Source organism: Acinetobacter sp. TUM15071 (assembly GCF_008980925.1).
Taxonomy (GTDB): domain Bacteria; phylum Pseudomonadota; class Gammaproteobacteria; order Pseudomonadales; family Moraxellaceae; genus Acinetobacter; species Acinetobacter dispersus.
In genome coordinates this window covers 29,449-51,297 of sequence record NZ_BKGB01000011.1, presented here as the reverse complement: position 1 = coordinate 51,297, position 21,849 = coordinate 29,449, and the positions used below count along the sequence as shown (strand labels likewise).

At 40.7% G+C, this 21,849-nt stretch carries 19 protein-coding genes and 1 tRNA gene; 10 read left to right on the top strand and 10 right to left on the bottom strand.

The genetic code is table 11. From position 1 onward, the window contains the following. Positions 1 to 5: 5 nt before the first annotated feature. On the bottom strand, positions 6 to 2,738 hold the full coding sequence (locus GBI66_RS11800; protein WP_005183842.1) for a TonB-dependent siderophore receptor: 2,733 nt from the start codon (positions 2,736 to 2,738) through the stop codon (positions 6 to 8). A gap of 370 nt (positions 2,739 to 3,108) precedes the next feature. Between GBI66_RS11800 and trpD the strand changes: the two genes are divergently transcribed. The 6 genes from trpD (at position 3,109) to GBI66_RS11770 (ending at position 7,390) form a co-directional block, all read left to right on the top strand. Continuing rightward, entirely contained in the window at positions 3,109 to 4,158 is a 1,050-nt protein-coding gene (trpD, locus tag GBI66_RS11795; protein WP_081401481.1) for an anthranilate phosphoribosyltransferase, read from the top strand. A gap of 9 nt (positions 4,159 to 4,167) precedes the next feature. Then, positions 4,168 to 4,974, top strand: a complete 807-nt coding sequence (trpC, locus tag GBI66_RS11790) for an indole-3-glycerol phosphate synthase TrpC (RefSeq protein ID WP_151716234.1) — start codon at positions 4,168 to 4,170, stop codon at positions 4,972 to 4,974. Positions 4,975 to 5,093: 119 nt separating this feature from the next. After that, positions 5,094 to 5,549, top strand: coding sequence for a hypothetical protein (locus tag GBI66_RS11785; protein ID WP_151716233.1), 456 nt, complete (start codon positions 5,094 to 5,096; stop codon positions 5,547 to 5,549). 133 nt (positions 5,550 to 5,682) lie between these two features. Next, complete coding sequence (locus GBI66_RS11780) at positions 5,683 to 6,372, top strand: Smr/MutS family protein (protein WP_004808548.1); 690 nt, start codon at positions 5,683 to 5,685, stop codon at positions 6,370 to 6,372. A 91-nt stretch (positions 6,373 to 6,463) separates the two neighbouring features. Next, entirely contained in the window at positions 6,464 to 7,012 is a 549-nt protein-coding gene (gene folE / locus GBI66_RS11775; RefSeq protein WP_005202404.1) for a GTP cyclohydrolase I FolE, read from the top strand. Between the two features lie 15 nt (positions 7,013 to 7,027). After that, positions 7,028 to 7,390, top strand: coding sequence for a cupin domain-containing protein (locus GBI66_RS11770; protein WP_005183865.1), 363 nt, complete (start codon positions 7,028 to 7,030; stop codon positions 7,388 to 7,390). 42 nt (positions 7,391 to 7,432) lie between these two features. Here the strand turns inward: GBI66_RS11770 and GBI66_RS11765 are convergent, their stop codons facing one another. The 4 genes from GBI66_RS11765 to hemE all read right to left on the bottom strand — a co-directional run bounded on the left by GBI66_RS11765 (position 7,433) and on the right by hemE (position 11,957). Further along, positions 7,433 to 9,313, bottom strand: coding sequence for a DUF4105 domain-containing protein (locus tag GBI66_RS11765; protein WP_151716232.1), 1,881 nt, complete (start codon positions 9,311 to 9,313; stop codon positions 7,433 to 7,435). 79 nt (positions 9,314 to 9,392) lie between these two features. Continuing rightward, a complete protein-coding gene (locus GBI66_RS11760) occupies positions 9,393 to 9,863 on the bottom strand; it encodes a DUF3015 family protein (RefSeq protein WP_005183870.1) in 471 nt (156 codons plus the stop codon). Between the two features lie 183 nt (positions 9,864 to 10,046). Further along, positions 10,047 to 10,841 (bottom strand): DUF817 family protein, encoded by a 795-nt coding sequence (locus GBI66_RS11755; protein ID WP_005183872.1) that lies wholly within the window; start codon positions 10,839 to 10,841, stop codon positions 10,047 to 10,049. 42 nt (positions 10,842 to 10,883) lie between these two features. Further along, a complete protein-coding gene (gene hemE, locus GBI66_RS11750; protein ID WP_151716231.1) occupies positions 10,884 to 11,957 on the bottom strand; it encodes a uroporphyrinogen decarboxylase in 1,074 nt (357 codons plus the stop codon). 279 nt (positions 11,958 to 12,236) lie between these two features. Here hemE and GBI66_RS11745 point away from each other — a divergent pair, with 279 nt between their 5' ends. Further along, complete coding sequence (locus GBI66_RS11745; protein ID WP_005183877.1) at positions 12,237 to 13,439, top strand: L,D-transpeptidase family protein; 1,203 nt, start codon at positions 12,237 to 12,239, stop codon at positions 13,437 to 13,439. A gap of 59 nt (positions 13,440 to 13,498) precedes the next feature. On the opposite strand, the gene GBI66_RS11740 is transcribed toward GBI66_RS11745, so the two are convergent. Next, positions 13,499 to 14,770 (bottom strand): GGDEF domain-containing protein, encoded by a 1,272-nt coding sequence (locus GBI66_RS11740; protein WP_151716230.1) that lies wholly within the window; start codon positions 14,768 to 14,770, stop codon positions 13,499 to 13,501. 163 nt (positions 14,771 to 14,933) lie between these two features. Here GBI66_RS11740 and pyrC point away from each other — a divergent pair, with 163 nt between their 5' ends. The 3 genes from pyrC (at position 14,934) to GBI66_RS11725 (ending at position 16,713) form a co-directional block, all read left to right on the top strand. Beyond that, positions 14,934 to 15,968 carry a dihydroorotase gene (gene pyrC, locus GBI66_RS11735; RefSeq protein WP_151716229.1) on the top strand — a complete coding sequence of 345 codons (1,035 nt, stop codon included), beginning with the start codon at positions 14,934 to 14,936 and terminating at the stop codon, positions 15,966 to 15,968. Further along, positions 15,953 to 16,618, top strand: coding sequence for a ribonuclease T (rnt, locus tag GBI66_RS11730; protein ID WP_026057574.1), 666 nt, complete (start codon positions 15,953 to 15,955; stop codon positions 16,616 to 16,618). Before pyrC ends, rnt begins: the two co-directional genes overlap by 16 nt. 19 nt (positions 16,619 to 16,637) lie before the next feature. Then, positions 16,638 to 16,713, top strand: a tRNA-Glu gene (locus GBI66_RS11725). A gap of 88 nt (positions 16,714 to 16,801) precedes the next feature. On the opposite strand, the gene GBI66_RS11720 is transcribed toward GBI66_RS11725, so the two are convergent. From GBI66_RS11720 to yejB, 4 genes are all read right to left on the bottom strand, one after another. Then, a complete protein-coding gene (locus GBI66_RS11720) occupies positions 16,802 to 18,046 on the bottom strand; it encodes an NADH:flavin oxidoreductase/NADH oxidase family protein (RefSeq protein ID WP_004808562.1) in 1,245 nt (414 codons plus the stop codon). Positions 18,047 to 18,157: 111 nt separating this feature from the next. Beyond that, positions 18,158 to 19,753 (bottom strand): ABC transporter ATP-binding protein, encoded by a 1,596-nt coding sequence (locus GBI66_RS11715; protein ID WP_151716283.1) that lies wholly within the window; start codon positions 19,751 to 19,753, stop codon positions 18,158 to 18,160. Beyond that, the gene (locus GBI66_RS11710; RefSeq protein WP_151716228.1) at positions 19,731 to 20,741 is read right to left on the bottom strand and encodes an ABC transporter permease; all 1,011 of its coding nucleotides are present in this window, start codon (positions 20,739 to 20,741) and stop codon (positions 19,731 to 19,733) included. Before GBI66_RS11710 ends, GBI66_RS11715 begins: the two co-directional genes overlap by 23 nt. Next, on the bottom strand, positions 20,741 to 21,811 hold the full coding sequence (gene yejB / locus GBI66_RS11705; RefSeq protein WP_151716227.1) for a microcin C ABC transporter permease YejB: 1,071 nt from the start codon (positions 21,809 to 21,811) through the stop codon (positions 20,741 to 20,743). Before yejB ends, GBI66_RS11710 begins: the two co-directional genes overlap by 1 nt. Positions 21,812 to 21,849: the final 38 nt, after the last annotated feature.

Here is a 21,849-nt window from a genome sequence, read left to right as displayed (position 1 = left end):
CATTGTTAGAATTTATAATTAAACTCCAACCAACCCTGACGGCCGATTGGTGAATATGATCCTACTGGATAATATGGCCATCCGCCTGTGTCATCGTGTTTCACTTTGTCAAATAGGTTATTCACAATGATTGATGCAGAGGCCTTGGGTGAAATTTTATAAGTTCCACTCCAATTGACCAAATAAGTCGGGCTTAAGTAAGCCGTTTGATTACCGTTTGGAATCTTGCCATAGCGGTTAACCAATACGGTCGATGCCCAATCACCGAGACTCCAACTGAGACTGGTATTAAAGCGGTCTCGCCAATCTGGAATGGTTAAATCTTTTAAATAGTTATCTTTATCGCCATCTTTTGATTGTTGATATTCACGTTCAAGCACACGGCTATAATTCACAGTCCACAGGAAGTTACCTAAATTTTCTGTTTTCCAACGCCATTTGCTGGTGAAATCAATCCCGCGAGTATGATCTGAGGCAGCATTGATCGGTACAATATTGATATTGTTGATCACATTTGGATCAACCACTGCATTTGTAGGATTGCGCTCTACACGTGCCAACGCATCAACACATTGTGCCGAATTGATATCTTGTGCACCCAAACGGCAATCTGCTTCTAAGCGTAAAATCTTATCTTGACTTAAATTCGTCACCAAATTATCAATTTTGATATCCCAATAATCGACGGAGATATCAAACTTATTACTCGGAGACCACACAAACCCTGCACCATAAGATTTACCTTCTTCGGGTTTTAAATCTTTGTTGCCTGTTAATGTGTAGTTCGCGCCAGGCGAATAATCTTTAAAGCTACACTTATCTAATGCTTGTCCCGTTTGGCTACAACGTAAATAATCGGTGGTACTTGGGAAATACCCTCTTTGTTTATTCAAAAACAGATAGTTCATATCTGGTGCACGAAAACTGGTGGCGTAGTTGCCTCTCACCAATAAGGTTGGATGTGGTCTAAATTCTAAGCCTGAACCAAATGTGAATTTATCAATACTACTATCTGACAAAGCATAGCGGTCATAACGTCCAGATAAGGTTAAATTGAGTGGCTTGGCTAAAGGTAAGAATAATTCCGCACCCAACGCCTGACGGGTACGTGCCCCACCATATTCGCCACTGGAAGTTGCATTATAGAAATCACCATTTTCCACCGCCTTATCGGGTTTGATTTTAAAACCTTGGCGTCCAATTTCTGCCACAGCAGCAAGCTTGGCAGTTCCTGCAGGCAATTCAAACACATCACCATTTGCACTGAGCGTTAAACCTTGCGCCCATGACTTGTCATTTTCCTCAGTTGTGCCTGAAATGCTTCTAAACTCACTGGCAGTCAGTGGCCGACTGATACGATCTAAATGTGGGGAATAAATTGGAATACCATCTTGGTCTACACCCAGTTGTTGACCTAAGAAATATTCATCAACATTCGAACGAACCAGTCCCTGTTTACGTAATTGACTGGTATAAATCGAGCCATTATAGGCTGCTTCATAGCTCCAACTACTGTCCCCAATATCGCCACGGATACCAAAGTTCAAATTGGAGGAGAGTTCTTTCCATTTTTTATTGGCTTGCTCAACACCGCCAAGTTCTTCTGGTGCAAAACGTCGTGTCCAGATTTCATAATTTCCTGTGTCTTGATTGAGGAAATAACCACTACTCGCACCTAAAGAAGTCCATGTCGGGCCACGGGTATTATTTTCAATTTGATTGGCACCAATCAAAACATCTGCGAAGAGTTGGGTTTTCTCATTCAGCTCATAATCTAAACCGAGATAACCATTTTGGCTGCGATTCTTGGTTTGAACCGTCCAATAAGTCGGTCGAGCCAAACCACTGGCACAGTTATCTGCTCCCGCTTTTCCAATATTTGTTACTGAGCCTTTAAATAGATCATCAAATGCATTACAGCCATTAATTGAAAGATACTGGCCTGTCTTGGCATTTTTACGTCCAACGATCGTGTCTGGCTTTTCCCCTCGAAGCGTTCGGCTCGACATAAAATCTCGGTCAGCCGCCCAAATCGGTTCACGCCCACTCAGTTCAACACCATAAACCAGATTGAGCTTGTCCAATGTTTTACTGCCACTCAATTGTAGACGTAAATTTTCACCGCCCTCTTTGGTACCACCAGCCTTGATATTGAATTGTGTCCCATCGGTTTTCTTTTTCAGGATGATATTGACCACACCCGCAATCGCATCTGAACCATAGATCGCGGAAGCTCCACCGTTCAAGATTTCAATGCGGTCAATAATCGCAGTCGGAATATTGGCTAAATTGACAAAATTCACAGCGCCATCATAAGGTACAGGATAGTCAGCTACACGATGTCCATTAATTAAGGTTAGAGTATGGTTCGGCCCTAAACCACGCAAACTAATGGCATTAGCTGCGGGAGTAAAGGTATTGCCATAATCCGCACCTTGTACAAAACCTGTGTTTTGCGTCAAGTTATTCAAGGCATCAAAGGCATTACTAAAACCGTGTTTCTCGATATCGGCTGCGGTAATGACCGTTACACTGGTTGGACCATCTTTTTGTGCTTTTGAGATACGTGAACCTGTCACCGCAACATGCACCACTTTATCCGATGTTGTCTTTGTTTGTGGCTGTTCTACATTTGTCTCAGCATGGCTCTCTAATGGATGAAGACATGCAATAAAGACAAAAACAAAACAACCTTTGTTTTTAACAGCCCCAAGATATTTCAAGTAATTTAGATACATATTTATGAATGAGTAAAATGAAGACCGCCCTAATATATCCACTTTTATTTAGTTGATTTATACACATTTTTTATAGGGATATGCGTGAATAAGATATACCAAATGGTTGATTATTTATCATAAAAACTAAAATAACTCTCCCATAAAATAAAACCTTTTTCATTCAATCACTCCCAGTCACAAATTTACCAATGCGCCTAAACGGGTTAAATTTTAAAAACTCTCTAGCCACAACCCAAATCTTGAGTTATTTTCTGCTAACATAGCCCTTTAGCGGGTGGGACACACACCACATAAAGCTGAGCTATCCTTCATCATCAACCACTTTCATCCAAATTTTTTTAATCATTAAATGCTGTAACTCATGACTATGAATATCCAACAGGCACTCAATAATATTACCAAGAACATCCATCTGACCCAGCCACAAATGGAAGATGTCATGCGCAGCATCATGCAAGGTGAAGCCACTGATGCTCAAATCGGTGCGCTAATGATGGGCTTGCGCATGAAGGGTGAAAGTATTGATGAAATTACAGCTGCTGCACGTATCATGCGTGAATTCGCGATTAAAATTGATGTCAGTGATATTCCTCATCTGGTAGATATCGTGGGTACAGGTGGTGATGGTCAAAACTTATTTAATGTTTCAACCGCTTCAAGTTTTGTGATCGCTGCTGCGGGAGCAACCATTGCGAAACATGGTAACCGTGGTGTATCAAGCAAATCTGGTTCTTCTGACGTGCTTGAACAGATTGGCATTCAACTTGATTTAGACATGCAGCAAACTGAACGGTGTATCCGTGAAATGGGCGTTGGTTTCCTATTTGCTCCAAATCATCATAAAGCAATGAAATATGCGGTGGCTCCACGTCGTGAATTAGGCATCCGCAGTATTTTTAACTTACTTGGTCCACTCACCAACCCTGCTGGCGTAAATCGTTTTGTGATTGGCGTATTCTCAGATGAATTGTGTCGTCCCATTGCCGAAGTATTAAAACAGCTCGGTGCAATACATGTACTGGTTGTACATTCTAAAGATGGCCTAGATGAAATTAGCCTAGCTGCACCAACTGCTGTGGCTGAGCTTAAAGATGGCGAAGTTACAGAATGGACGTTGAACCCCGAAGACGTTGGTATCGCCTCTCAAACACTCACCGGTTTAGTCGTCAATAGTTCAGAAGAAAGCTTAAAGCTAATCAAAGATGCTTTGAGTCGTGACAAATCAGACATTGGCGAAAAAGCAGCAAATATGATTGCACTGAATGCAGGTGCAGGCATTTACGTCGCAGGCATTACCAAAACCTATAAACAAGCCGTTGAGCTGGCTCAAGATATTCTTTACGGCGGACAAGCCTTAGAAAAAATGAGTATCTTGGCTGAATTTACCAAGACATTGAAACAATATCAGGCAGACTAAGGACTTCTCATGATCGATATTCAAAATACCATTTTAGGTAAAATTGTTGACCGCAAACATGAGGAGCTTGCAGCACGCTTAAAACAACGTAGCTTGCATGATGTTGAGCAGTGGGCAAATGCAGCAACGCCTGTGCGTGGTTTTGCCAATGCTTTACAGCACAGACGTCCTGCTGTGATTGCTGAAATTAAAAAAGCATCACCGTCTAAAGGTGTGATCCGTGCAGACTTTAATCCTGCGGAAATTGCACAACAATATGAACAAGCGGGCGCTGCTTGCTTATCGGTATTGACTGATGTGGATTTCTTCCAAGGTGCAGACGAAAATATTGCGATTGCACGTCAGCATTGTGCCCTACCTGCTTTGCGTAAAGATTTCTTGATTGATCCTTATAATGTGGTGGAAGCACGTGCGCTACATGCCGATTGTATTTTATTGATCGTGGCATGTTTATCCGATCAACAACTGGAAGAAATGTCGAAAACGGCATTTGAACAACAGTTGGATGTTTTGGTTGAAGTACACGATGAATATGAATTGGAACGTGCGTTAAAACTTTCTGAACAATGCATTTTGGGTGTAAACAACCGTAATCTTAAAACCTTTGATGTGGATTTGAATACCTCATTGCGTTTAAAGAAATTATTGCCTGCTTCTCGTGTTTTAGTCACTGAAAGCGGTATCGCCACACCTACTGATGTAGAAATGATGCAAGCCAATGATATTCATACTTTCTTGGTCGGCGAAAGCTTTATGAAGCAACCTCGTCCTGATCAAGCATTTAATGCGTTGTTTGGACAGCCTGAGCAGGTTTGACTTTAAATAACATGAAAGCCCAATTCTTGATAATTGGGCTTTTTCTTTATAAGACATGTAAAGTTTAATAAGATTTTCAAATTAATTAGACGTTTCAAATTCAAAGCTCAGGAGTTCATTTGATTCATATCGGTAAGGACGATTTTTCATTTTCTATCCTCAATAGTTGTCATAAAGATTTGCTCAATCTTACCGTCAACATCAATGGCGTTTCATTTGGAACTCTAGACTCCCCTACATATATGCCTAGCTTCATTGGAGCGTTCAAATATCTACTAACGAGTCCTTCATATTTTAATAATAATCTAACAATCGAAAACTTTCTTGAAAACTTGTACCCCAATAATCAATTTATAAACTATTATCATTTAACACTAGAAGAGACATTTGATGATTTTACAAAACTTGCGGTAAGGAACAAGAAATCTATTTTTTTCATATTTCTTTTAAATACAAATCCTTTTTTCACTTATCAAAATCTGAAAGAAAATACTGTATATGCTGAATATGTAGCAATTACTTCTGTAGAATCTGCTTTACAAGAATTAATAAAATATATAGATTGTCTTCCATAAAAATGTTTCTTTTATTCATTAGATAAGACTTGATCAACCCCATTCATACTCTATAAATGCAATTCAGTTCAAATCAACACAGATTCGGACTATAATTTTACATCTCTCGTATCTTGCCTATTTTTCTAAACTTATGAGTAAACACGATTCATCGCTTTCTAAAGACCAGTTTAACTTACTGAAAGCCTTTAAAAAGCAAATCTCTAATCCGCAAGCGACTGCCATTGCAAAGCAAGCAGAGTCAAAAAAGACTCAAGCTGTTGCTGAAGAGTTGGAAGATACTGAGCTTTTTAAAAAAGCCCTGCTTGGGGTAAAACCAATCGACAATCAAAATATTGCCGATACTCGAGTTGCACGTAGCAAAAAAGTCGATGCCCAAACCTTGGCAAAACGTGCTGCAGCAGAAGGTGGTGCAGAGCAAGAGCTCACAGAAATTTCCGATACTCAAGCGATCTTAAACCCTGTTGCTAGCCAAGCTGCTTTAAGCTATCGCATTGCGACCTTACAGCACAAAGTATTTGAAGACTTAAAAGCCGGTAAAATTCGTTGGTTCGAGGCTGTGGATCTACATGGCTGTACAGTAGAACAAGCACGCGCTGCCGTTTTACAAGTGCTTCAAATGGCAAAAGATGAAAATCAAAATGTCGTTAAAATTGTGCATGGTAAAGGCCCAGAAGCGATTTTAAAAACCTATGTCAATGGTTGGCTCAGACAGCATCGTGATGTGCTTGCTTTCGTCAGCGCACCCGAAAATCAAGGTGGCACAGGAGCGGTTTTAGTCCTGCTCAAACGTGCCGAAAAGAACCCTAAGTACAAACAGTAATCGGCATTTTTATCAAAACTAAGATTTCCAATCGTTTTCTGGTACAATTGCCGTTTTTGTTCAACCCACCTAAGTGAACATTGTTATGTCTATGCAGCAATCGTACGCAAATATCTTAACTGCCGTTGGTGAAGACCTAAATCGCCCGGGCTTAAAAGATACGCCAATGCGTGCGGCTAAAGCTTTCTCTTTTTTAACTTCTGGCTATAGCAAAACGCTTGAAGAAGTTACAAATAGCGCGCTCTTCCCTTCCGATAACCATGAAATGGTATTGGTCAAAAATATTGAATTTTATTCACTTTGTGAACATCACCTACTGCCATTCTATGGTCGTGTGCACATTGCATATTTACCTGAAGGTCAAGTTTTAGGTTTATCAAAATTTGCGCGTATTACAGAAATGTTTGCACGTCGTCTACAAGTTCAAGAAAACTTGACGCAGCAAATTGCAGAAGCAGTTGCAGAAGTGACTCAAGCGCGTGGTGTTGCAGTTGTGATTGACTCTGCGCATATGTGTATGATGATGCGTGGTGTAGGTAAACAAGAGTCAACCACACGTACTGTTTCTTTTGTTGGTGATTTTAAAACCGACAAAGATGTACGTCGTGAGTTCTTAAGCGCTGTTCCTGAAAACTATTAAGCTGAGCAGCCTAAAATGTCATCAGTTCAGTTAGCAGGTTTCGGCGATTTAATCGCAAATGACGCAACTATTGATTATCCTCGTCCCGATCGTTTGGTTCGAGGTAATCCTGAACGTTTAACCTATAGTTTATATGAACATCCACATATGGACTGCGGCATTTGGCAATGTGAAGTCGGTGCTTGGAATATTCAATTTGCTGAAAACAAACAAGAGTTTTTTCAGGTCATTGAAGGTATTGTGCGTATCCACGACGCAAAAACCAATTCTTTTATTGAAGTAACTGCTGGAAATGCAGGGATTATTCCACCCGCATTTTTCGGTACATTTGAAGTCATTGAAGCAGTTAAAAAATACTATGTGATTGTTGAGGTTTGATCTGCCTAGCCCGCTCTGATCAAACTTTATAATATTTAACCGCTAAAAAAAGCGCACGTAGCCCACGCCAATTTTATTCCAGTCTTTATGATCCTGCTGTTCAAAATCCCAATTTAAACGTAAAGCATGATTTGTATTCAGACTATATTGAAGCTGTGTACCTACTCTTAAGTTCCATTGACTTAGATCTTGCCAATACGGTAATTCGATCTGTACCACGCTGTTGATATGATCAGACCATACGTTCATACAGCCTACAGTTGGCCCAGCTCCAACACGCCAACCATTATCTAAATTTTTGCCACCCTGAATATGGCTTTGTAGTTGGGCATAACACAAATGCCGACGATCATAATCTGCCACGCTATAACCAACTTGCATATTCAGATTCATCACGCCATGTTGTGCATCTTCACTAAACTGCCCCTTCTCAATCGCTTCTTGTTTCCATCCAAAATTAAAACCCCAAGTGATTGGCGCTTTAAATGGCTGAATTGGATTATAGGAATTCACTGATAATAGATCTAAATGTTCGAGCTTGAGCTTGTCCTCACGGTATTGCAAACTGCCATCTAAAAATAAGAGTTGCGTCCCTGTCCGATAGCCATCTTGTGGATCAATCAAATCGTGATAGGCCTGACGATGACCAATTTCGGCAAACGTCTGTCCTTGTACTTCACCCACATTTATCGACAAGTTACGGGCATGATGCCCTTCTACAGGCTGTTTTTTCGGGCGTATCGGTTCTTGACGTTGTTTATCAACCTCGATTTGACTACGCTGCGCAAGTAGTTGACGTAATTGAGGTTGGGCAAAATCTGCATCTACCTTATGGCTAATATATTGTAGATATAAATCGTCATAAGCCATTTCTAAAATCTTGGCCTGATCTTGTGGCTGATATGCTTTTAAAATGGGTTGAACCTGATCTGTCTCGGTAAAGGCAACCTGATGAGCAACTTTGGCTAAAGCTGTACCATGCTGCTTGGCTTGAGCAAGTAATTGGGTTTCCAAAGCTGGTCGATACACGACTTCTTTCACTAAGTCTTGTTGATCGACAGCCTTCAAGGTTTCAATTGGAATGGCAGCATAGTTAAACTGCTGTTTTAAATTTAAATTTGGACGTACTAAATCAATTAAACCGAGTAAACGGTAAGCACAGTTATCACTGATAAAATAATAAGGGAAACTCACATGCTGCATTTCCCAAATATGCTCAACCAGAAACCGAGTTTCCTCAGGGGTTAAATTCAGCTCATACTCCCACAGGTCACGGCTTTCAAAATCACCGTATTCTTTTACCTTGCGGTAATACGGCATTAGAGAATATTCACCAGGATACTGCCCTGTTAAGCCTTTCCATGCATAAGACCAGTTATCATCACCTTTCACTGTGGCAGCATAGTTCACCGCATAGGACACTAGATTGAGTTGCTTCTGATCTTTAGGATCTAAGCGTAGCAAGGTATGTCCAAACATCGAACTTGGATTACCCATAAAATCCGTTGCATAAATCAAAGTCGCTTTATACGGCTTGATTTGATTTATCCAGTCCTCAAATTCAACGCAATTTACCTTTGGTAGCTGTTGATCATTGATATTGAGCTGTTGCATCAACCAGCGGCTACGTGCGGGAAACTTACAACGGATGGATTGGTTATCTGGAGCTTCAACAAATAAGGCTTTAATGTCGGCTTGTAATTCATTATTTAAATTGGTTTTACCATCTTTCGCGTAAAAATAACCCGCATAGGTGACTTCGCTATTTTGTTCTTGGTCGGCATACATTAAGCGCTGCCAAGTGATGTGCTGATCTAATTGTTTTTGTTTGGCAATGTTCAAATAAGTTTGAAAATCGGATTCAACCATGGCATGGGCAAAGTGACACATCAAAGATGCAAGTACAAAAGTAGCTAATTTCATTCAATCGCAATTTTTAAGAATAATGATAGTCGGTATAAGAAAACCCTGTCGTCAAGACAGGGTTTTAACATGTAGCAAATTAAACGTATGCTTTAAGCACTGCGTCTTTTGCCATCACACTTTGTAAAGCGTCTAGCATTTGAAGCGAGTTTGCATTTTTACTTGAATAAATTTCAGCAAAGTTTGCTTTAGACACAGCAAAGAAACGTGCTTTGTCATTGGCTTTAATTTGCATTAATTCAGCGAGCACATTTAGGCTTTCACCTTGACCAACCGCCATATCGCGCGCTAAAGATTCTGCATTTTCATTGGTAAATGTAACAACCTGAGCTGTCACAGTTCCACCTTGACGGCATCCTAAAGTACCAAATGTAATACCTAATAATTGGTTGGTAAAAATACCATTGGTTGTCGCAGCAAGAATTTTAGGTGCAACACCTTTTTTACCTGCCCAAATTTGTGTACCAGCACCACAACCGACATCATTATCGGCCATTGCAACTGTTGAACCAGCGGCCAATAGAGCAGCTAATGCAATTTTTTTTAACATAGGAACGATCTCCAGTATCAATTATTTTTCAGTATTTGTTATCACTATTGTGTTGTGTAATTTTTCCTACACAAAAGTTAAAATAGCGAGCTTAGCGCACTTTAGCAAATAAATTTTGAAATATATCTGAAATATTCATAACAAAAAGAAATCAGATAGCGTCTGTTAAACGATCTTAGTGGTCTAATTTAACCGCCAAGCGCCATTTTTATCTCGTGTTCCCAATATTTTTAATACCAACACTAAGCTCAGCAATAATAATAAATACCATGAACCTAATTTACCCCACCCCACCATATGCCAAGCATCGACTTGGCTTGGGTACAACCAAATTTTATAGAAGGTACTGATGTTCTCTGCAACCCAGATCAAGAAAGCAAGCAACAATAAAATTGGTAGCATCGGTACTTTAAAACGATGCTGCTGCAACTGAAAATAAAGCCGAGTTTTCCAAAAAATTACGATGCTCCAAATAAATAGTGCAACACGAATATCAGGAATAAAAAACTTGGTCATAAAGTTGAGATAAGACAACACTGCCAAACACAACATATTGCCAAAGTTCGGCAGATGCTCGAATGAAACATTATAGAGCCGCAAAGATCGAGCAAAAAAACTTCCCACTGCTGAATACATAAACCCGGCAAACAGTGGCACAGTAAGTAACTTCAATACCGCTGGTTGTGGGTACTGCCATGAGGCAATCGCTGGGTGGGTCAAAAATATTTCCATTCCCATCGCCATGATATGGAATAAAGCAATGACTTTTGCTTCTGCCCATGACTCAAGCTTTAAATAGATCAGACAGACTTGAATGATCAAGGCGTAAAACAACAAATAGTCGTAACGAAAGAAGCCCCAATATTCATGGCTTCCCATCGGTGCGGTGACTGCAAATGCAATCAAAAGCAACAATCCAAATAAGGCAGCCGAAGCTGCCTTAAAGATAAAGTTGAGCGGTAATACAATCAACTGCACAAAACTGATCCTAGCGTGTTTATCTTGAAATGCTTAAAAATATCAACCTAAATATTTAGCACTGTATTCATGAACAGTATCTACAAAAATCTTAGGCTGTGCTGGATCGACCCATTGGGTAATACCATGACCTAAGTTTGCGATATACCCTGTTTTTTCACCATTGGCATAAGCATCATCAATCATTGCTTTCACTGATTTTTCAATTGAAGCGGCTGAACCATAAAGCACAGCTGGATCTAAATTACCTTGTAATGCAGCTCGTCCTGCAACCACATCACGTGCAGTATAAAGCGGTGTGGTCCAATCTAGACCAAACGCATCAGCCCCTGTGGTGAGCATGGTTTCCAACCACTGACCGCCACCTTTGGTGAACACAATAATCGGAATACGTTGACCATCTTTTTCACGCTGAAGACCTGCAATAATTTTGGTCATGTAGTTCAATGAAAATTCAACATATTCTCTATGTGCTAATGCGCCACCCCAACTATCAAAAATCTGGATCGCTTGCGCACCTGCATCAATTTGCGCATTCAGATAATCAATCACTGAATCAGCCAAATGATCTAACAAAGCATGTAACACTTCTGGCTGTGCATACATCATATTTTTAATGAAGCGAAACTCTTTACTTGATCCGCCTTCAACCATATAAGTTGCTAAAGTCCACGGACTGCCAGAGAAACCAATCAAAGGAACTTGGCCATTTAAAGCAGAACGAATGGTCGACACTGCATTCATGACATAAGCCAGATCAGATTTGGCATTGAATTTTGGCAAGTTCGCTACATCTTGTTCAGTACGAACTGTTTTATGAAACTTTGGCCCTTCACCTGTTTCAAAATACAGGCCTAAACCCAAAGCATCAGGAACCGTTAAAATATCTGAAAATAAAATCGCGGCATCAAGCTCATAACGGCGTAATGGCTGTAAAGTCACTTCACAAGCAAAGTCAGTATTTTTACATAGAGACAAGAAATCCCCTGCCTGCGCACGAGTTTCACGATATTCTGGTAAATAACGCCCTGCTTGACGCATCATCCATACAGGCGTGGTGTCTACAGGCTCACGTAATAAAGCTCGTAAAAAACGATCATTTTTCAACGTTGTCATGACCAATCTCTAAATTTTCTCGTGTAGGGCGCATAATAGCAAAGTTGACTCAGAATTTATAATTGCAATTGCACACAGTAAGCCAGTCTTCAAAATAAATTTGCGCTTTGACACAAAACTGCTACTGCAAGCTGCGTTATTTTCTGTAATACTTGCAACATGTTAGGGGCTGTTGACATTTCAGCCATGCATTGCGTTATGGCTAAAACAACTCAAACAAGGCATGAAACGCCAACAGCCCCTCTATCCCAATATGAATAATTCTTAAGGTTGAATTACATGTTTGTTCGCTCATTACTCGCTATGAGTTTAAGTTGTATTCTTGCTAATGTTGCTTATGCTGCTCCGACAACTGAGCAACCATTAAACCCAAAAAAAATATCTGCGGCAGTACAAGATCCAATTGATCCTTTAGCTGTTGACCGTGCTACCTCAAACGTTGCTGCACAGCCCGCTTCGAGTGTTGCTGCAACAGCAGCATCTGAACCACAAGTCAATACGGGTGCTGCATCTGTTGTATCGCAACAATTAGAAAACACACCTGATGCAAAAACGACAACGACTGCTCCAGCTGTTCCTGCTTCTTGGACAATGGATGCAATCAACGCTGCTGAATGGCCAGAAGGCTTGCCAAAAGGACAAAACCCTGCATACGCGCGTGCGCATGTGATGTTAAACAACTCACATGCATCTCCTGGTGCGATTGATGGTTCAAATGGTAAAAATACACTAAAAGCGATTGCATCATTCCAGCAAATGAATGGTTTAACCCCTACAGGTCAGTTAACAAAAGAAACATGGGATGCATTAGTTGCAAAGCAAACTAAGCCAGCCTATGTTGAATATACAATTACCGATGCTGACCTAAAAGGTCCATATGCTGATGCAATTCCTTCAGACTATGCGCTACAAGCAAAAATGAAAGGTTTGTACTACACTCGCGTAACAGAAATGTTGGGTGAGAAATTCCATATGGATGAGCGCTTCCTTAAGCAACTCAATCCAAATGCAAATTTCAAAAAAGCGGGCGAAAAAATCATTGTGGCCAATGTTCGCAATGACTTACCAGAAGATATTCATTTAATTGTTGCACACAAAGGTGCAAGACAGCTTTATTTGTTTAATAGTCGTAACCAAATGATTGCATCATTTCCTGCAACAATTGGTAGTACTGACACACCTTCTCCGACGGGTACATATAAAGTAGTTGGCGTAGCTAAAAACCCATACTATAGCTACTCACCGTCGAACTTTGTCCAAGGTAAAAACCTCAAACCACTTACATTACCACCTGGTCCAAATGCGCCAGTGGGTAACATTTGGATTGGTTTAAGCAAAAAGTCTTTCGGTATCCACGGTACGCCAAACCCATCTTTAATTTCTAAAACTGCATCACACGGTTGTATCCGTTTGACCAACTGGGATGCAAATGACCTAGGTGCGAAAGTACGTTCAGGTGTAACCGTAAAATTCCTTGAATAATCTAGATTATTCAAGCCAGAAAAAACCGAATATCTGAGAAGACATTCGGTTTTTTCATTCTAGATATTTTCTTCTATATTCGGTAAAGGCTGATAGTAAATCTGATTGCGTCCGAGCTGCTTTGCCCGATACAAAGCCTTATCTGCAGTATGAATTAAAAGATCTTGGCTAATTTTCGGATTACCATTAAAAACGGTAATTCCCAAGCTAATAGTCACATGATTAGACACCAATGATTTATCGTGTGGAATCATTAAACGCTCAATTGCTCGGTAAATATTGGTTGCAACTGCATATGCCCCTTGAGCTGAAGTTTCTGGTAATAGCACCACAAACTCCTCTCCACCATAACGTGCAATAAAATCCATATGTCGAATCGAACTTTTGATGGTTTTCGCAATGGCTGTGATCACTTGATCACCCATTTGATGTCCATAAAAATCATTATAGTTTTTAAAATAATCAATATCGATAAACAGGACCGAGAGCGATTTTCGTTCTTTACAAGCAACCTCATAATAATAGGTGCACATCTCTTCAAAGGTACGTCGATTCGACACATTGGTCAGTTCATCATGCTGGCTTAAATGCAGTAACTCTGAAGCTTGAATACGTAAAATTTGTTCATCAATTTCGGAAATTTTAGACTTTATAAAGATTTTTCGTTCTTTCGAGGTCAACATGACACTGATCGAAAAACCAAGCAATAAACTCCCGATTAAAGTACGCCCAATCATCAAAAAGTCACTGGGGTTATTGCTTACATATAACAGTAAAAGAATCGCGATGGCAGCCAAAGAACCGATCCACAGCATATGCAATGGACGAATTCCACTGAGGATAAAACCAAGCATATAAAGGAAAGCAATTAAGACCATTGCCTGATTCTGCAGAACCAGATTGGAAACACTCATCATCAAAGTAGAGGTTAAAACAATGGTAAAAAAAACAATGATGCAGGCAGCAGGATAAAATAAAGAATTGAGTTTTTTAAAGCGTGAAAAAGCCCAAAATAAGAACAATGCAATTCCCACAACAATTAAGCTGAGAATACTGTAAATAAAATCGGGGACAAAATGTTCAGTTGCATGAATCACAACAAAATTTGAAGGCAAAATCAGCAGAACAAAAATGGTATAAGTAATTACCCCTTGACCAAAGAACTGAATCGCATTGAGACGTGTTCGGTCAACATTAAACTTCCAAAATTCATTTTCTAATTTTTGAGGTAAAGTTTGATGTGCACTTTTAGATTTAGAATGTTGGGCAACAAGCTGCTCTAGGTCTTCTTTCGACCTTCGCAATTGATCAAGATCATAGCCGTTGTCCATCCCATTTACTCTTTTTATACTGCACTATTTTTGTGCCGCATAAAAAATAACATAATTTCTCATTTTGTCATGTGCTTTGCTTAACCACTTATCCGTAATTGTAGTTACCATTTTCACACTTTATGCATTATTATTTGTATTATTTTTAAGTTTGAAGTAGACCTTGAATACTCTTACACTTTTACAACCCGATGATTGGCACGCACACCTGCGTGACGGTTTAGCTTTAAAACGTACTGTCCCTGATTTAGCCAAACAATTTGCCCGCGCAATTTGTATGCCCAATCTTGTTCCACCCGTCAAAACTGTAGAAGAAGCTTTAGCCTATCGCGAGCGTATTCTTGCTCATGTTCCTGAAGGGGTGAATTTTGACCCACGCATGGTGCTGTATTTTACTGACCATACTTCTCCAGATGAAGTTCGTAAAATTAAAGCATCTGAGTTCGTCAATGCAATCAAACTTTATCCAGCTGGTGCAACCACCAACTCCGATAATGGTGTGAGCGATATTCGTAAGGTATACGCAGTTATCGAGCAACTTGAAGAACATCAAGTGCCACTTTTACTGCATGGGGAAGTCACCCACAATCACGTGGATATTTTTGACCGTGAAAAACGCTTCTTGGATGAAGTACTTTCGCCATTACTCAAACAGTTCCCACAGTTAAAAGTCGTGTTAGAACACATTACAACAAGTGATGCCGCAAATTTTGTACTCGAACAAGATCGTAATGTCGCTGCAACCATCACCCCGCAACATTTATTATTTAACCGTAACGACATGTTGGTTGGTGGCGTAAAACCACATTTCTACTGCTTACCAATTTTAAAGCGTCAAACGCATCAAACAACATTGTTGGAAGTTGCAACCAGTGGTAATCCGAAATTTTTCTTAGGTACTGACAGTGCACCTCACTCAAAAGATGCCAAAGAAAATGCTTGTGGATGTGCGGGTTGTTATAGCGCACCAAATGCTATTGAGCTATATGCACAGGCCTTTGATCAAGTTGGAAAGCTAGAACGCTTAGAAGGCTTTGCAAGCGTATTCGGTGCTGATTTCTATGGTTTGCCGCGCAATACCTCAACCATTACCTTGGTCAAAGAAGATATCACTATCGCAGAATCTTTAGACTATCTTGATGGCCAAAAAATTATTCCACTTCATGCAGGTAAAACCTTGCATTGGAGAAAAGTGTGACCCAAGAAGAAAACAAAGCCCCTGTAATCGGACAGCGTTTTCGTGGATTCTTACCTGTTGTTGTCGATGTAGAAACAGCTGGTTTTAATTCGCAAACCGATGCCCTACTCGAAATTGCGTGTATTCCGATCATCTATGATGAACATGGGCAATTTATACCTGGCCCTTCATTCCAAGCACATATCAACCCTTTTGAAGGCGCGAATCTTGACCGCCGTTCATTAGATTTTATTGGTATTGATCCTTTCAATCCAATGCGTGTTGCGATGGCTGAAGATGAGCGCACTGCCTTGCGTCGTATTTTCAAATCATTGACTGAAGTTCGTAAAGCTCAGCATTGTACTCATGCTGTATTGGTTGGTCACAATGCACACTTTGATTTAGGTTTCTTACAAGCAGCAATTGCACGTACCGGAACAAAAAATCAAAATCCATTTCACAGTTTTTCGGTATTTGATACCGTGACGCTGAGCGCAGTCATGTTTGGCCAAACCGTGTTGGCACGTGCTTGTATTCAGGCGGGAATCGAGTTTGATGGTAAAGAAGCACACTCTGCTTTATACGATACTCAGAAGACTGCTGAACTGTTTTGCTATATTTTGAACAAACTGTCTCCTCACCTTCTTGACAGTTTGGTGACAGAACCCTAATATACACCCACCTCAAGAAGTCCCTATCGTCTAGAGGCCTAGGACATCGCCCTTTCACGGCGGTAACCGGGGTTCGAATCCCCGTAGGGACGCCATATTTGAAAAAGCCACTGCATCTTAAGACAGTGGCTTTTTTTATTTGCTTAGAATAATAAAAAGGACTCCGAAGAGCCCTAAAATCTATTATGCAGACTTACGTGAATTGACCCGACCTTTTACAACCGCTTTGATATTCCCTTTCGCATAATTTAAGAATACCAACAGTGGTGATAATTTTGGATTCGGCTTTTTACCTTGTCCAATGGCCTTAAACTGCGCTGCATACCAAATGATTTCCATAATTGCCATTTTATCGACAAATGGAATTCCTGTTTTGATTTGATTCACTGCATAACGGACATCATGCCCTGCAATTAAACGATCTGTTAAATCAACTTCAACCGCCAATGGACGTGCAATTCCAATAAAATCACATGCACCACTTTGCAATGCAGCATTCATTCCTTCTACAGTACGGAAACCACCTGTTACCATCAACTTACAGGCAACATGTTGGCGAATTTTTTCTGCGAATTCCAAGAAATAAGCTTCACGTGCAATGGTACTGGCTTTACGTTTTTCTGCCTTCGCACCTGCCATTGCAGGAGCTTCATAGGTTCCCCCAGAAATTTCGATAATATCGATTCCCGCAGCATCAATCGCTTTGAAAACGGTAATGACATCTTCTTCTGTGATCCCACCACGTTGGAAATCTGCTGAGTTCAGTTTCACCGAAATGATAAAGTTTTCAGAAGTTGCATCGCGTACCGCCTGATAAGCATCGATCAAGAAACGCATACGATTCTCAATCGAACCACCCCATTGATCCGTACGCTTATTGGTCAAAGGTGATAGAAACTGGCTAATCAGATAACCGTGTGCACCATGCAGCTGTACACCTTCAAAACCCGCCTTTTCACATACTGCCGCAGCTGTCGCAAAACGCTGGATAATATCTAAAATTTCTTCATGTTTAAGCTCACGTGGCGTACCAAACATTGCTGCAAGCATTGGGCTAAAAGGTACGGCTGAAGGTGCAACCGTTTCCTTATTTAGACCTTTTGGACATTGGCGACCAGGATGTGACAACTGAATCAATTGCACCATGCCATGTTTCTTGCCGACAGCAGCCCATTGCTTTAATTTTTCCAGATCACGCTCGGTTTCAATTGCAACCACACCCGGTTCATTTTTAGCGCCTACATTCACCATTACGTTTCCAGTAATGGCACAACCCAAACCACCTTTTGCCCACGCTTCGTATAGACCAATCAAGAGATCATTGGGTTGTCCTGCATCATTCGCGAGCGCTTCGCTCATTGCCCCTTTGATAATACGGTTTTTAAATGTGGTGTTGCGAATCTGGATACTGTCTGCAATCTGACTCATGGTCATCCTCTGCTACAATTAGAGTATTTACTCTAATTTAATCTGATTATTGTTACTGTCAAGCATTCTTCCGATGAACTGACAATAGCATATGTCAATTTAATTACAATGCTAATATTCGCTAGCAGAAATAAGCTGACGGGTATATTCAGTCTGAGGCTGGCTAAATAAAAGTGCTGTAGGTTGATATTCCAAGGCTTTGCCTTGATGCATCACTAAGACTTTTTGGCACAGTGCTTTAATGACTTGTAAGTCATGACTGATAAAGATATAGCTGATGTGTTCTTGCTGCTGCAAACGACGTAACAATTGAATGATAGCCAACTGCGTAGTCCGATCCAAGGCGGAGGTCGGTTCATCCAGAATCAGTAACTTTGGTTTGAGCACCAATGCTCTTGCAAGTGCCACACGTTGCCGTTGCCCGCCAGAAAGCTGATGCGGATACTTATCTTTGTCCATTAAAGATAATTCGACTTTTGCCAAAACAGCGTCAACTTCAGCTTGGCACTGTTGCGTTGAAATGGGTTGAAGATGGAGCCCTTCTGTAATGATCTGTTCAACTGACATACGAGGATTCAGGCTACCAAGAGGATCCTGAAACACAATCTGAAAATCACGTCGAAGTGGTCGAAGCTGTTTTTGAGTCAACAGGTTTAAATCTTGTGCCTGAAAATGAATTTGACCTTCACTGCTAATCAGTCTAGCGATCGCTAAGGCCAACGATGATTTACCTGAACCACTTTCTCCAACGATGCCTAAAGCCTCTCCCTGAGACAGGCTAAACTGGATGAATTCTGCTGCAATCTTATAGCTTTTAACTTGATTGAATAAACCATGCTTAAGCGGATATTTTACCCTAACATCATTTAGCTTAAGTAAGGTCTGTGAAGGCTGTAGCAGCAAAGCTTGTCCAAAATCATGATGAAGCAGATTTTGTGTATATGAGGTTTGGGGATGAGTAAATATTTTTGCAGTAGTCCCCTGTTCTTCAACACGTCCTTGGTTAAGTACCACGACATGATCTGCATAATGCTTGACTAAGTTCAGGTCATGGCTAATCAAAATAATCGCCATCTTTCGCTGCCGCTGCAAGCCTTTTAACAGCGTTAAAATTTGCGCTTGTAACACTACATCTAAAGCCGTGGTTGGTTCATCAGCAATCAGAATTTCTGGTTCTAAAGCTAAAGCCATTGCCAACATGACTCGTTGCCTCTGCCCGCCAGACAACTCATGTGGATAGCATTGCAGAATACGTGTTGGATCATCTATGTGAACATCCTGCAATAGCTCCACACACCGTTTTCGAATCTCGGTCTTGGCAATACCAAGTCGCATTAGACTCTCGCCCAGCATCTGTTCTACTTTGTGCAAAGGATTTAAAGCGGTCATCGGCTCTTGAAAAATCATGCCAATACGTTTACCGCGTATCTGCTGTAACTGACTCTGGCTCAAAGCCAGCAAGTTTTCTCCATCGAGTTCCACTTTGCCTTGTACTGTAAAATGTTCAGGCAACACATCTAGTACAGCCAACGCACTAATGGTTTTACCTGAACCACTCTCTCCAACCAGTGCAATCGTCTGCTCTGGATATAAATCAAAGCTCAAATTTTCAAGCAAGCTTTGTCCTGTTTCACTGCGAATACTGAGTTGTTGAACCGTTAATAACGGTGATTGATCAAGCGGTTTATCGTCTTGGGTCAAATGCATCACGTGCAGCCTCCCCTATATAAATCAATAACGAAAGCACAATTGCCAAAGTGAAAAAGCCAGACAGCACCAACCACGGTGCATCTAGATTATTCTTGCCTTGTAATAATAATTCACCCAATGATGCAGCATCAGGCGGTAAGCCATAACCTAAAAAATCCAGTGCAGTTAAGGCAATAATATTGGCGGTCAGCATAAACGGAATCTGCGACAGACTTGAACTCATTGCATTCGGTAAAATGTGCTTAAAGATAATTTTATGATCCGTTACGCCCAACGCCTGCGCTGCACGGACATAATCAAAATTGCGCGCACGCAAGAACTCTGCACGTACGAGCCCAACCAACTCAGTCCAACCAAAAAGCAACATGATCAAAAATAGCCAATAAATACTGGGGCTAAACATACTCACCAAGATCATGACAATGAACAACATCGGCAAGCCGCCCCAGACCTCCAAAATCCGCTGCCCGATTAAATCAACCCAGCCCCCATAGTAGCCCTGTATTGCGCCAACCATGATGCCTATCACCGCAGAACACAGCGTTAAAGCAAACCCAAATAAAAGAGAAACACGCAGACCATACAAAATTCGGGCAAATACATCACGACCTTGGTCATCAGTTCCAAGCCAATTTTGTGAACTCGGCGCTGAAGGTACGGGTACTGCCAATGATAAATTTGGTGTTTGATAAGAAAAAGTGACGGGAGGTGAGATCATCCATCCTTGTCTTTGAATCAGTTGTTTTACCGCAGGATCTTGATAATCTGTCGCTGTTTCAAAACTACCACCAAAGGTGGTTTCTGGATAATCGTTCAAGATCGGGAAATAAAAAGACTGCTGATAACGAACCAACAACGGTTTGTCATTGGCAATCAATTCAGCAAATAAGGACAATACAAAGATCATTAAAAATAAAATCAGACAGCGAAAGCCCAATTTATTTTGTCTAAATCGATCAAAACGCGCACGCATCAAAGGGGACATTATTTTCCACCTCTTGATTCAAAATCAATGCGTGGGTCAATCACTTGATAGAGTACATCACCGATTAAACGCAATATCATTCCGAATAAGGTAAATAAAAATAAAGTCCCAAAAATGACAGGATAATCACGCTGAGTGATCGCTTCAAAACCTAATAGACCAATTCCATCTAAATTAAAAATAATTTCGATAAATAAATTACCGACGAAGAAAATGCCGACCAAGGCTTCGGGTAAAGCGGCCACAACCACTAAAATTGCATTGCGAAAGGCATGTCCATAAAGAATCTGATTGTCATTCAGTCCTTTTGATCTTGCAGTCAGTACATAAGGCTTTTGCAGCTCTTCAACAAATGAATACTTCGTTAAATAAGTCAGCGCGGCAAAACTGCCCAATACCATACTCAAGATGGGTAAACTCATATGCCATAAATAATCTTGTACTTTTGCCCAAAGGCTCAATTGGGCAAAGTTCTCAGAAACTAAACCTTGCAAGGGAAACCACTGCAAATAACTGCCCCCAGCAAAAAAAACAATCAAAACAATAGCAAATACAAAAGATGGAATGGCATAAGTCACGGCTAATAATAAGGAAGTAGATTGATCAAACAGCAAGCCATTATTTTTGGCCTTTTTAATGCCGAGCGGGATTGCGATCAGATAGATCAGGAAGGTGCTCCACAAGCCCAAAGACAGCGTAACAGGCAGCTTTTCGTATAACAGTTGGGTCACAGGTTTATCTTTAAAAAAACTGCTACCAAAATCCAGATGCATATAACCTTTAAGCATGAGCCAGAAACGTTCTGCTGCTGGACGATCAAAACCATACTGGGCTTTGATTTTTTCAATCATTTCTGGACTTAAGCCACGCGCACCTTCATATTGCGCCAAGGTAGTCAAACCTGAGGGCGCACTGTTGCCTACCCCTAAGCCTTGCGCATTTTGGATTTGCTGAATCGCTTGTTCGACTGGTCCGCCTGGGGCAATTTGCACAATACAAAAATTAATCAATAAAATGAAAAATAATGTCGGGATGATCAATAACATTCTTTTTAGAATATAGTGAACCATTGAAATCGAACCCTTATTAATTTATTTACTAAGTTTTT

Coding starts and splice junctions, on each gene's coding strand:
- GBI66_RS11800 (WP_005183842.1), bottom strand. CDS start 2,738: ATGTATCTAAATTACTTGAAATATCTTGGGGCTGTTAAAAACAAAGGT.
- trpD (WP_081401481.1), top strand. CDS start 3,109: ATGAATATCCAACAGGCACTCAATAATATTACCAAGAACATCCATCTG.
- trpC (WP_151716234.1), top strand. CDS start 4,168: ATGATCGATATTCAAAATACCATTTTAGGTAAAATTGTTGACCGCAAA.
- GBI66_RS11780 (WP_004808548.1), top strand. CDS start 5,683: ATGAGTAAACACGATTCATCGCTTTCTAAAGACCAGTTTAACTTACTG.
- folE (WP_005202404.1), top strand. CDS start 6,464: ATGCAGCAATCGTACGCAAATATCTTAACTGCCGTTGGTGAAGACCTA.
- GBI66_RS11770 (WP_005183865.1), top strand. CDS start 7,028: ATGTCATCAGTTCAGTTAGCAGGTTTCGGCGATTTAATCGCAAATGAC.
- GBI66_RS11765 (WP_151716232.1), bottom strand. CDS start 9,313: ATGAAATTAGCTACTTTTGTACTTGCATCTTTGATGTGTCACTTTGCC.
- GBI66_RS11760 (WP_005183870.1), bottom strand. CDS start 9,863: ATGTTAAAAAAAATTGCATTAGCTGCTCTATTGGCCGCTGGTTCAACA.
- hemE (WP_151716231.1), bottom strand. CDS start 11,957: ATGACAACGTTGAAAAATGATCGTTTTTTACGAGCTTTATTACGTGAG.
- GBI66_RS11745 (WP_005183877.1), top strand. CDS start 12,237: ATGTTTGTTCGCTCATTACTCGCTATGAGTTTAAGTTGTATTCTTGCT.
- GBI66_RS11740 (WP_151716230.1), bottom strand. CDS start 14,770: ATGGACAACGGCTATGATCTTGATCAATTGCGAAGGTCGAAAGAAGAC.
- GBI66_RS11720 (WP_004808562.1), bottom strand. CDS start 18,046: ATGAGTCAGATTGCAGACAGTATCCAGATTCGCAACACCACATTTAAA.
- GBI66_RS11715 (WP_151716283.1), bottom strand. CDS start 19,753: ATGCATTTGACCCAAGACGATAAACCGCTTGATCAATCACCGTTATTA.
- GBI66_RS11710 (WP_151716228.1), bottom strand. CDS start 20,741: ATGTCCCCTTTGATGCGTGCGCGTTTTGATCGATTTAGACAAAATAAA.
- yejB (WP_151716227.1), bottom strand. CDS start 21,811: ATGGTTCACTATATTCTAAAAAGAATGTTATTGATCATCCCGACATTA.